This is a genomic window from Candidatus Rokuibacteriota bacterium (assembly GCA_016188005.1).
Taxonomy (GTDB): domain Bacteria; phylum Methylomirabilota; class Methylomirabilia; order Rokubacteriales; family CSP1-6; genus UBA12499.
Genome location: JACPIQ010000089.1, coordinates 1 through 11,240 on the forward strand (window position 1 = coordinate 1; position 11,240 = coordinate 11,240).

The 11,240-nt window shown below is 68.6% G+C and carries 10 protein-coding genes; 7 read left to right on the forward strand and 3 right to left on the reverse strand.

Features of this window, described 5'->3' with window-relative positions; all coding sequences use genetic code 11:
• Positions 1 to 242: 242 nt before the first annotated feature.
• Complete coding sequence (locus HYV93_17985; GenBank protein ID MBI2527861.1) at positions 243 to 1,223, forward strand: WYL domain-containing protein; 981 nt, start codon at positions 243 to 245, stop codon at positions 1,221 to 1,223.
• Here HYV93_17985 and HYV93_17990 read toward each other — a convergent pair.
• Positions 1,217 to 1,642 (reverse strand): PIN domain-containing protein, encoded by a 426-nt coding sequence (locus HYV93_17990; GenBank protein MBI2527862.1) that lies wholly within the window; start codon positions 1,640 to 1,642, stop codon positions 1,217 to 1,219. The two genes, HYV93_17985 and HYV93_17990, sit on opposite strands and share 7 nt — an antisense overlap.
• Before the next feature lie 7 nt (positions 1,643 to 1,649).
• The gene (locus tag HYV93_17995) at positions 1,650 to 1,910 is read right to left on the reverse strand and encodes a hypothetical protein (protein MBI2527863.1); all 261 of its coding nucleotides are present in this window, start codon (positions 1,908 to 1,910) and stop codon (positions 1,650 to 1,652) included.
• Between the two features lie 495 nt (positions 1,911 to 2,405).
• Here HYV93_17995 and cas3u point away from each other — a divergent pair, with 495 nt between their 5' ends.
• The 6 genes from cas3u to cas2 all read left to right on the forward strand — a co-directional run bounded on the left by cas3u (position 2,406) and on the right by cas2 (position 10,745).
• On the forward strand, positions 2,406 to 5,165 hold the full coding sequence (cas3u, locus tag HYV93_18000; GenBank protein MBI2527864.1) for a type I-U CRISPR-associated helicase/endonuclease Cas3: 2,760 nt from the start codon (positions 2,406 to 2,408) through the stop codon (positions 5,163 to 5,165).
• Complete coding sequence (locus HYV93_18005) at positions 5,162 to 5,950, forward strand: hypothetical protein (GenBank protein MBI2527865.1); 789 nt, start codon at positions 5,162 to 5,164, stop codon at positions 5,948 to 5,950. The genes cas3u and HYV93_18005 overlap by 4 nt, the downstream gene beginning before the upstream one ends.
• Positions 5,947 to 7,089 (forward strand): type I-U CRISPR-associated protein Cas7, encoded by a 1,143-nt coding sequence (cas7u, locus tag HYV93_18010; GenBank protein ID MBI2527866.1) that lies wholly within the window; start codon positions 5,947 to 5,949, stop codon positions 7,087 to 7,089. The genes HYV93_18005 and cas7u overlap by 4 nt, the downstream gene beginning before the upstream one ends.
• Positions 7,089 to 8,549 carry a type I-U CRISPR-associated protein Cas5/Cas6 gene (gene cas5u6u / locus HYV93_18015; protein MBI2527867.1) on the forward strand — a complete coding sequence of 487 codons (1,461 nt, stop codon included), beginning with the start codon at positions 7,089 to 7,091 and terminating at the stop codon, positions 8,547 to 8,549. Before cas7u ends, cas5u6u begins: the two co-directional genes overlap by 1 nt.
• 253 nt (positions 8,550 to 8,802) lie before the next feature.
• Entirely contained in the window at positions 8,803 to 10,443 is a 1,641-nt protein-coding gene (cas1, locus tag HYV93_18020; protein MBI2527868.1) for a CRISPR-associated endonuclease Cas1, read from the forward strand.
• Positions 10,444 to 10,454: 11 nt separating this feature from the next.
• Complete coding sequence (cas2, locus tag HYV93_18025) at positions 10,455 to 10,745, forward strand: CRISPR-associated endonuclease Cas2 (GenBank protein MBI2527869.1); 291 nt, start codon at positions 10,455 to 10,457, stop codon at positions 10,743 to 10,745.
• Between the two features lie 128 nt (positions 10,746 to 10,873).
• On the opposite strand, the gene HYV93_18030 is transcribed toward cas2, so the two are convergent.
• Positions 10,874 to 11,173, reverse strand: coding sequence for a hypothetical protein (locus HYV93_18030; protein MBI2527870.1), 300 nt, complete (start codon positions 11,171 to 11,173; stop codon positions 10,874 to 10,876).
• Positions 11,174 to 11,240 lie beyond the last annotated feature (67 nt).

Consider the following 11,240-nt stretch of genomic DNA (forward strand, 5'->3'; position numbering starts at 1 on the left):
CCGCCGGGCTGGTCGCCGACCTCGAGGAGTGCTTGGGGCGCCGGGTCGACGTGCTCACCGAGGGCGCGCTCCACTGGTACATTCGCGACCGGGTGCTTCGAGAAGCCGTCCCCCTGTGAAGGACGACCGGCTCTCCGCCGCTCCCACCCCTGATCTGGGCGACTCGATCCCCCGAACGTGGGGCCCTGGGCGCGGCCTGATCCCCCTCGCCTATGAGTGCCTGTTCGTGGCAACATCCCCCCGTGGCCCGCAACGACCAGGTCACCCGCCAGTGGCACCTCCTGCGACGCCTGGAAGGCTCGACCGGGCTGACGCTGCAGGCGCTCGCCGAGGGACTGCCTGACGACTTCCCCAGGCACCTCCGCACGGTGCGCCGGGATCTGGCGGCGCTGGAGGGCGCCGGCTTCCCGCTGGTGACCGAGCGCGCCAGCGGCCAGACCCGGTGGAAGCTGCTCGACGGCTTCCGGCGACTGCCGGCGCTCGGGTTCGCTCCCTCGGAGCTCATGGCGCTGGTGTTCAGCCGCGACCTGCTCCGTCCGCTCCAGGGTACCCACATCCACGCCGCGCTCGACTCCGCGTTGACGAAAGCGTCGGCGGCGCTGCCGCCGGCTGGCCTCGACTTCGTCCGCCACATGCGCGAGTTCCTCTCGGTCCGATTCGGCCCGCACAAGACCTACCGCGCGCACCGCGAGGTGATCGAGCGCGCGAGCCGCGCGATCGCCGACCGGCGGACCGTCCAGATGTGGTACCTGTCTGCGTCCAGTGGCAAGACCGGTCGCCGCGAGGTCGACCCCTACCATCTCTGGTACGCGGCGGGCGGGCTCTACCTGATCGGCCACTGCCATCGCCGGCGGGACGTCCGCATGTTCGCGGTCGAACGGATTCGCTCCCTCACGATCACGGACCACCCGTACCAGCTCCCCCTCGGGTTCGACGTCGAGGCGTACGTGCAGGACGCGCTCGTGGTGATGCGGGGCCGGCAGATCACCGTCGAGCTGCTGTTCGACCGGCCCACTGCCGCCTGGGCGCGGGACCGCGTCTGGCACCCGAGCCAGGAGCTGGCGCCACTCCGGGACGGCAAGCTCCGGATGATGCTCCGCGCCGCCGACACCAGGGAGCTGGTCGGGTGGATCCTGAGCTTCGGCCGGGGCGTGAAAGTGGTCCGCCCGGCCGCGCTGAGGGACAAGGTGCGGGAGGAGGCGCTGGCCCTCTCGCGTCACTGAGGGGTCGCGATGACCGTCAGTCCCAGCCGGCGGAAGTCCTCGTCGAACGCGAAGCAGGGCATGCGCTCGAGCAAGGTCGTGACCACGACGAACGAGATCGCGTCGCAGAGCGAGAGGCGCCGTTCGCGACCGTATCTCCGGAAGACGTCGAGGGCCTGGGCGCGTACTTCAGCCCCGTACTCGACGAGACGAAGCCGAGGGTACAGGTCGTTGACAAAGGTCAGCGCGGACGCGTGGCCGACGCGGTACCGAAGCAGCGTCACCGTCTCGCTGACGACGTCCCACGTCGTCCACAACGCGACGCGGGCCGCCATCGCCCCGGTGACGAGGGGGTGGGCCTGCGGGTGATGCGTGTCGCGGGGGTCGAGGCAGGCATGGAAGAACGAGGTGTCGCAGAAGACGCGCGGTGGCAGCGGCACGACCGCCTCAGGCCTTGCCGCCGTACAGGTGCTCCTTGACGTGGCCGGAGATGTTCCGGCGCGGCCCCCGATGCTTGGGCAGCTTTCGCATCAGCTCGAGCAGGGCCCGGGCCGCCGCGCCCGGTTCGGGCTCGGGCAGGGCGGCCCGGAGCTCGGCCACGACCTCGTCCCGCACCGTGATCTGCACCACGCTCCCGCGGTCTTGCTTGACCTGGCGCACGAGCTGCGGCAGCCGCCGGCGCGCCTCGGTGATCGATACGCGTGTCATCGTCCCCCTCCCGGGGACAGCCGCCCCGCCTGGCGGCTTCCGGCCTGGTCGGGCACGGCTCCCCCGTGTACAGCGATGTACGTTCCGGAGCCATTCTCGCGTGACCCCGGATGTCACGGCAAGTGTGTACTGTGGGTGACACTTGGGCCATTGGCCGGCCGCGCCAACCATCCGGGGCCGTGATCTCTTCCCGGTGCGCGATGGCGGGACGCGAGGCACGGCGATGACGATGCGGGCAGCTGCCCCGGTAGGAACGCGTCAGAGGGAGGCCGGAAGATCGCCAAGCGGAGCGACCTGATCTGTCACAGACGGCGGATACGTTGCAGGCTATAGATAGTCCGACGACCGAGTCGTGCGAGGCCCGTCGGGGCTACGCAGGGTGACCATGCAATCGCGGGCGAAGTTCGCGGACGTGTCCAAGCGAATGGGCGGTAGTCCGCTGCACGACTGGCACCGTGAGGTCGGCCAGGAGCGCGGCGCCCCGGTTGGGAAGCGATGAAGGAGTTCACAGAGGCGTTCTGCGCACTGACGAGCCACACGCCGATGCTGTGGCAGTGTCGCCTCTTTGAACGCTTCATCACCGGCTCGGTTCCGTCAGTCTGCGACGTTCCCACGGGGCTCGGCAAGACGTCGGTGATCGCGATCTGGCTGCTCGCGCTCGCGAGACAGGCGACGTGGGACGTCCCCTCTGTTCCACGACGGCTCGTCTACGTCGTCAACCGCCGCACGGTCGTCGACCAAGCGAGCGAGGAAGCGGCGAGCTATCAGCGGGCGCTGCGTGACGGCACCGGCGATGCGTTGCGTGAGGCGCGGGACGCGCTCCTCCGGCTCTGTGTGGATCCTCACGATTCCGCGTCACCGCTCGCCGTCAGTACGCTGCGCGGTGAACTCGCGGACAACCGCGCGTGGCAGGCCGACCCATGCCGTGCGACGATCATCGTCGGGACGGTGGACTTGATCGGAAGTCGCCTCCTGTTCTCCGGTTATCGATCGGGCTGGAAGATGCGCGCGTTCGACGCTGGGCTCATGGGCCAAGACGCGCTCCTCGTGCACGACGAGGCACACCTGTCGCCTGCGTTCGGTGCACTCGGAAAGGAGGTCGCGCGCGTACAGCGCGACGCGGCTGACGCCACGCGTGCGCTCCGCGTGCTCGAGCTCTCCGCTACGCAACACACCGGAGACGGCACCGACGTGTTCTCACTCACGGAGGCCGAACGGGCGGAGCGTTTGGCCGCGCGCCGGATCGGGGCCGCCAAGTCGCTGCTCATTCACGATCTCCCGGAGACCGATGATCTCTCGTCGAGACTCGCGGAGCTCGCGTTGCGGCACCGGGACGCGAAGGTGCGCGTGCTCGTCTACGTCCGGCGGCCAGAGTCCGCACAAAAGGTCGCTGCTGCACTCCGCCACGACGTCGGGGCAGAGCGCCTCGCACTGCTCACCGGAACTTTGCGCGGCCACGAGCGGGACGCGCTCGACAGTGGCAGCGCCGCGTACAGGCATCTCCGCGCCTACGACAAACGCCCGCCAGTCGCTGAGACCGTGTACGTCGTGGCGACGTCGGCAGGCGAGGTCGGCGCGAACCTGGACGCAGACCATCTAGTCTGCGATGTGACGACGCTTGACTCGATGATCCAGCGCCTCGGCCGCGTGAATCGACTGGGACGGGACAGCGAGCAGTTCTTCGCACAGGTCGACGCCGTGTTCGAGGCGTGGCGCTCGAAGAACAGGACGAAGTCCGACGACGAGGGGGAAACCAAGCCGCCGTTCGAGGTCGCCCGCGAGAAGACGGTCGCCATTCTGCGGCACCTGCCGCAGCGCGGCACCGGGCACGACGCGAGTCCTGGCGCCCTGCGCGGGCTGCTCGACGACCCAGCCGCGCGGAGCGCGTTCGCACCGCCACCGCCTGAGCTGCCATGCACAGACGTTCTCCTGGATGCGTGGGCGCTGACGTCGATCCGCGACGCCCTCCCGGGTCGGCCGGCCGTCCACCCGTTCCTTCACGGCGTCGAAAGCGATCCGCCGGAGACGGTCGTCGCGTGGCGGGACGAGGTCACGGACCTGGGCGCGCTGGCGCGTTCGGCAGCCGATGACGTTATGGAGTGGCTCGACGCGCATCGACTCCTCGCGCGCGAGACCCTGACCGACTCGCCGGCGCGAGTCGCCAAGGTTCTCATCGCGCTCGCCAAACGTCAGACGCGGCTCGGCGGGCGCTTCGATCCGCTCGTGGTCCCGAGCTTCGGGGCTCCGTTCGTGCTGGCAGGCCTCGACGTGGATGCGGTGGACGCGAAAGATGTCTCCCGACGCATCGGAGACGCAACGGTCCTGCTCCCTCCGGCCGCCGGTGGCCTCGATGATGCAGGGATGCTTGCGGAGTCGCTCGCGAATACGTCCGTCGCGGACGTCGCCGATGTCCGCTCCGATCCGGCCCGCGCCCGCCTTCGGGTGCGCCTCGAGCGGAACGAGGAGGGCGACTGGATCACGCGCGTCCTCGGCGACGTGGGTGGTCCCGCGCAGTCCACAATCACCGCGAGCACGCTCGCGGCGGCAATCCAGCAGCTCGGCACAAAGCTGCGCCAGGCGAACGAGCCGAGCGTGGAGAAGATGCGCCTCGTGCTCGCTGAAGACGAGGATGGTCCAGCGGCTGCACTGGTGTCGTTCGGCATGCCACGCCAGGCGGACACCGCTTTCGAGTCCTCGGCCGCTGCCCCCGAAGAGCAATCGCTGCCCGAGCATCTCGATGCAACGGGCGAAGCGGCACGCCGCATCGCGCGGCATGCGGGCCTTCACGAGGCTGTCGCTGGCGCGCTCGTCGCCGCCGCTCGATGGCACGACGTTGGTAAGAACCGGACCGTATGGCAACGAGCCATCGGAAACTACGAGGCCGGCAAGGGGCTCGCGAAGACGAGTCACGGCCGTTTCGACTACGGCATCTGCTCCGGATATCGACACGAACTCGGGTCCCTGCTCGACGCGATGCGTGATGCCGAGATCGCCGCGATGCCGGAGCGGGATCTCGTGCTCCACCTCATCGCCTCGCACCACGCCCGATCGCGCCCCCACTTCCCAGACGCCGCATGGGATCCGACCGCGACCGACGAACAGAATCACGCCGCCGTCGCCGAGGCGAGTCGCCGTTACGCGCGCCTCCAGCGGCGGTTCGGACATTGGGGCCTCGCATGGCTAGAGGCGCTCATGAAGTGCTCGGACGTCGTCGCGACCCTGCGCGGGCCAGCAGTTAAGGAACTCCCTCAATGAGTCGGCCCGCACCCGGGATCGTTCTCGACGTTGACGTCCGGAACCCGGGCCAGTTCTTCGCGTGCTGCGGCGTGCTCGAGATGGCGTCGCGACTGTGGCCGGACGCCGAGGTTCAGGGATGGTTCGAGGCTGCGGAGTTCTGCGTCATCGTCCCCGGCGTCGACGAACCACTGCGGGCGCTGGCGGATCGACTCGTCACGACCAAGCCTCTCGTTCAGCCGTGTCCCGACGCGCCACGGTTCGAAGCGAACATCGCTCCGGTCTGGTTCGAGCCGGTCAAGCTGCGGCTCGATTGGTGGTTGACGCCCTCTGGCGCGGCAACTTCCGACCCGACGCTCAAACTCTGGTCGGGGAACCAAGGCGCGGCCAAGAACATCTTTCCTGGCTTGGAAGAGGCCTTGCCTCGGGTACTGGGGCCCGACGCCCCACCGGGCCGTGATTTGTTTCGACGCCGCACACCGATGTCCGGACGCCTCGGAGTCGACCCCGGCCCGGCCTGGGACGCACTTGATGTCGGTTTCTCGCCGAACGAGCAGAGCTTCGACGTCGACACCGCGCCGGTCACCGAGGTCCTCGGCGCCGTCGGCCTTCAGAGGTTCCGCCCTGCGCGAACCGGCCGTCGCGACCTCGCCTTCGCGGTCTGGTCCGAACCACTTCCGGTGGTCGCCGCTCGCGCGGCAGCGGCATTCGCATTGCCTGGACGCCGCTACCGCTTCGCGGTGAACAACCGCGGAAAGTACAAGTCCTTCGGCTACGCCGAGGAGATGGAGGAGAGGGAATCATGACGGAGACAAGGATGGGCTGGGGTGAACTGGCCGAGAGATGGCTGAAAGACGACGGGCCGGCTGCCGTGGTCTGCCGCGAGTGGCTCGTCCCCGTGGGGGGGCGGGACTCGATCCTCTTCCCCCCGACCTTCGCGGCGGACACAAGAGGCCAGTCGAACTACAACGTCGACACACTTGGAGACGGAACGAAGAGCGTGCTGATCGACAGCGTTGGGGCACAGGCCAACCGCATGGAGCCGTTGTTCAAGGATGAGGCGTACGTGAAGCTGGTTCCGCAGATCGTGATCAAGGCGGGCGACAAGGCGGTGTCGCTTTTGGATGCCGGGCACCGTGCCGCCGACGCGATCGTGCGGTACTCGCCGCTCGGTGCCGACCTTCGGGCCGCCTTTCTTGAGCTTCGCGACAAGGGAGACGCAAGGAAGCTCGCAAAGCTTGCGCCGACGTCTCTCGTCTTCGGCGCGTGGGATTCGCGCGACACCGAGACGAAGATCCCGCGCCTGCTCGCGTCGACGATTCGTGCCTACGGCGCGGAGCTGCTGACGAGGTCTGCTCAGTACAACCCGCCCGTCGACTACATTGCGGCCGGACTCATCGATGGGGACGACAAGCAAGCCCTCGATGCGGCATCGAGCCTCGGGTTCCGGCACGCTCCGGCCACGGGCGCGTTGGGCGGCGTGATCGCACGCAAGGAGATCCGCCGAGAGGTGGTTCTGAGCCTCGTGGCCCTGCGCGCTCTCGGGCCTGCGGGAGAAGCCGGTGCGCCCGTCCGGCGCTACATCCTGGGCCTCGCGCTGGTCGCGATGACTTACGAGCGCCCTTTCGCACTCCGGCAAGGCTGTCTACTCGTTCGCGACGCCGATCGCGAGGGCGGCAAGCCCTCCTGGGAATGGGAGACGGTCGCGCATACCGGCAAGCGTGAGACGGTGGCGCCCGACCACGGCGCGGCGCTGAAGTTCGCCCAAGACGCGGCCGCGAAGTTCGGGGTCGGTGACGCGAAGAGCGTCGACTTCGATCGGAAGGGCGCGAACGCCGCCATCGCAGACGAGAAGAGCGGTGAGAAGAAGAAGGGTGGTGGGCGCAAGCGTGGCTCACGAGGCGGTGCAAAGCCGGAGAAGAACCGCGGCAGCAATCCCGCGTGATGAGCACCTGGCTCTGCATCGAGGTCACCCTGCTGGCCGCGCGATACCACGGCCGTCGGCGGGGCGGCGAAGAGGCCGAGTGGCCCCCAGCGCCCCATCGACTGTTCTCCGCGCTGCTGGCTGCGGCCCACCTCGGGACCCGTACCTTGGAATGGTCGGAGGCGAAGGCGCAGGCGTTCCGATGGCTCGAGGAGATCGACCCGCCGGAAATCGTCGCGGCGTGTGCCACTCCATCAAGCCCGTTCACTCTGTCGGTACCCAACAACGACATGGACGTGATCGCGCGGGAGTGGGCACGCGGCAAGGAAGAAAAGAAACCGAGCGAGCTGCGCGCCCTCAAGACGCTACGTCCGCATCGTCTCGATGGCGACGCGACGGTGTGCTTCTGCTGGCGGCTCGATGGCTCTGGCGCATCGCGCGCGCATGCGGAGGTGCTATGCGCGGAGGCGCGGCACCTGCACCATCTCGGACTCGGCATCGATCTCGTCGTCGGGCTAGGGCGGATCCTCACTCAGACCGAGAAGGACGCTCTACCGGGTGACGTCTGGATCCCCGATCCGCGGGGGGACTCGGCGCGAGCGCCGATGCGCGGCTCCTTCGACGAACTCGTCGAGCGGCACAGGGCGTTTTTGGAGCGCGTGAGCGGAAAGCGCATCAGTCCACCAACGCCGCCTGCCGTGGTCCGGCGGGTGGACTACGGGCGGCGGGCCGCCGGCGAAGCCAGGCGTGCGCACGCCTTCGTTCTCGCGACTGCGGAGGGTGCCATGGCGTCGTTCGACGCCAAGCGATGTCTCCACGTCGCCGCGTGGTTGCGGCACGCTGCTCACCGCGCGGCGCAAACACTACGGCTCGACGAGCCGTTCACCAACTCGTTCGTGTGCGGTCACGGCGAGGACGACTCCACAAGGGCCCGGAGGTTCTCGTACGTCCCGCTTCCGTCCATAGGGCACCCCCACGTCGACGGCCGCATCCGTCGAGTCCTGATCGTCGAGCCGCTCGGCGACACGGATCCGTGCGCGCCGACCGTGGTGCGCGCGCTCGCAAACGGAGAACTTATCGACGAGCGCGGCGCGGTGAGGGCACTGCTGCGCCCCCCGGGACGCGGCAAGGACGCCATGGAGATCATCCGCCGGTACGTCGCGGCGGCGACGACGTGGGGGAGCGTGACGCCGGTGCTTCTGCCGGGGCTCGACGACCGACGTTCGCGCAAGGCTGCCGGGCTGGTGTTGAAGGCGCTCGGGCAGGCGGGCTACCCGACGCCCGTCGCCGAAGTGAGCGTCCAGGCCGAGCCAGTCTTCGCGGGCGCAGCCATGTCACGCGAGTACGTCGTCGCCGAGCATCTCCGCCACTGGCCGCGGGTTCATGTCATCGTGCGCTTCTCCGAGCGAGTGCCGGGGCCCGTGATCGTGGGTGCGGGACGGCACTCGGGCCTCGGCGTGTTCGCCGCCCTCGAAGATTGAAGAAGGAGCTGGAGGTGATTAGGGCCTGGCATCGATCGGGCGAAGCAGGTGACCGGCGCCGGACGCAATATCGGTCCCCTTTGGGCCAGAGTACGGCGCGTGCCCAGTCTCCGGTCACTCTCGGTTATACTCGCCACTTCGGCCTCGGCCTGTTCATGCCTGCCAACGGCGTCGAGCTGAGGTGATGCTGCCCGAGAACATTGAGGCCCGAGATGCCCGGGGTGACACCACGCCGCCCTTCCTGCCCGTCCGCATGCTCAACGAGTTCGCGTACTGTCCCCGCCTGGGGTACCTGGAGTGGGTGCAGGGCGAGTTCGCCGACAACGACGACACCGTTGAGGGGCGGTACCACCACCGGAACGTCGATCGCACCCAGCAGCGGGCTCGACCACGCGGCGAGGGCAACGACAACGAAGTCCCGAAGATCCACGAGCGTTCGGTGTGGCTAGGGGCAGAGTCGCTTGGCCTGAGCACCAAGATCGACCTGCTCGAGGGCGAGGGGCGCCGCGTCACCCCAGTGGACTACAAGCGAGGCAAGCGTCCCCACGTCCCCCAAGGCGCCTACGAGCCCGAACTGGTCCAGCTCTGCGCCCAGGGATTGCTGCTGAGGGACCACGGCTATGAGTGCGACGAGGGCGTGCTCTTCTTTGTGGGCTCCCGTGAGCGCGTCAGGGTCGTCTTCGACGATGAACTCGTCGCGCGCACCGTGCAGCTGGCAGCCGGAATGCGCGCGGTTGCCGCTGCCGGGCCGATTCCGCCACCGCTCGTGGACAGCCCCAAGTGTCCCCGGTGCTCGCTGGTGGGCATTTGCCTCCCGGACGAGCTCCGGTACCTCACCGTTGGCGAGGGCGCCGCGGCCCCGCCCCGCCCGCTGGTTCCCGCCCGCGACGACGCGCTGCCGCTGCACGTGCAGCACCCGGGCGCGCGGATCCGCAAAGATGGCGAAGTGCTGCAGATCGTCGACGACGACAAGGTGATCGGGGAGGCGCGGCTCGCCGAGACCTCGCAGGTGGTCCTCTTCGGGGCCGTCCACGTGACGACGCCGGTCGTCCAGGAGCTCTGCCAGCGGGGCATTCCCGTCTGCTACCTGTCGAGCGGCGGCTGGTTCTACGGCATCACGCATGGCATGTCCCACAAGAACGTGGAGCTTCGCCGGCGCCAATATGCGGTGGCCGGTGATCCCGCGCGGTGCCTGGCGCTCGCTCGACGGTTCGTCCAGGCGAAGATCGCCAACTGCCGCACGCTGCTCCGGCGCAACCACCCCTCCCCTGCCGAGGATCTGCTGTCGGACCTGAAGGGGGACATCCGGCGAGCTGGCCAGGCCGACCGACTCGATGTGCTCCTTGGTGTGGAAGGGACGGCGGCCCGCCGCCACTTCTCGGCCTTCGCCGAGATGCTCCATCCCGACGAAAGCGAGGCGGCGACGTTCGACCTAGAGTCCCGCAACCGTCGCCCGCCACGAGATCCGGTCAACGCGCTGCTCTCCCTCGCCTACGCCATGCTGACGAGGGAGTGGACCGTGGTGCTCTTCTCCGTGGGCTTCGATCCCTACCTCGGGTTCTATCACCAGCCCCGGTACGGGCGGCCGGCCCTCGCCCTCGACCTCATGGAGGAGTACAGGCCGCTGATTGCGGACTCCCTCGTCCTCACCGTGGTGAACAACGGGGAGTTGCGGTCGGAGCACTTCGCGCGAGCCCCCGGCGCGGTCTCGCTGACCGCAGCCGGTCGCCGCAAGTTCATCGAGGCTTACGAGCGCCGGATGAGCCAGGAGGTCACACATCCCGTCTTCGGGTACCGCATCAGCTACCGGCGGGTCCTGGAGGTCCAGGCGCGCCTCCTGGCGCGACACTTGAGCGACGAGATCTCTGAGTACCCATCGTTCACGACCCGATGAGCGAGTGAGTGATGCGGCGGGTGTGCCTCGTCAGCTACGACATCTCGGACCCCAGGCGGTGGCGCCAGGTCTACCGGACCATGCGGGGATTCGGCGAGCATCTCCAGTTGTCGGTGTTCTCCTGCGACCTCACGCCGGCGCAGCGCGTGACGATGATCGCGGCCCTCGAGGAGGCGATCGACCGGGACGACGATCAGGTCCTTCTGATCGACCTCGGGCCGTCGCAGGCCCAGCCGATCCAGCAGATCGAGGCTCTCGGCCGGCCGCTCTCAGTGCGGGACCGCAGCCCGGTTGTCCTGTGAAATCGAGACGGCTTGCCGCCGCGCTCTCGGCGAGGGGTCTTGTGCCACGACATCCCGCTGAGGCGCTCGCGGAGCCGCTAAAGTACCGTCCCGTCGGGGGGATCCGGCGTGGCCCAGGCTCGCTCGCTTCATTGTTGTTGGCGGGTCGCGCCGGCCGGAATGCGTACCGCTCGCGTTGCCTGCTGTATGTACCTGATGGATCGTGCGGTATGATAGCGGCCGGTTTCCGCGGCGTCGACGCCGCGGCTCCATTGAAGCGGCCCCAGGCGAGTCAGGACGTCCTTGGCATCAGAGCAGGTTTCCGCGGCGTCGACGCCGCGGCTCCATTGAAGCGCACCCAGCTCATGGAGTATCCCCGGATGAACCCCGGCGGTTTCCGCGGCGTCGACGCCGCGGCTCCATTGAAGCCCGACGACGGTGAACGTCATCCCTGGATCAGGACAGGGTTTCCGCGGCGTCGACGCCGCGGCTCCATTGAAGCCGGCGATGAGCCGG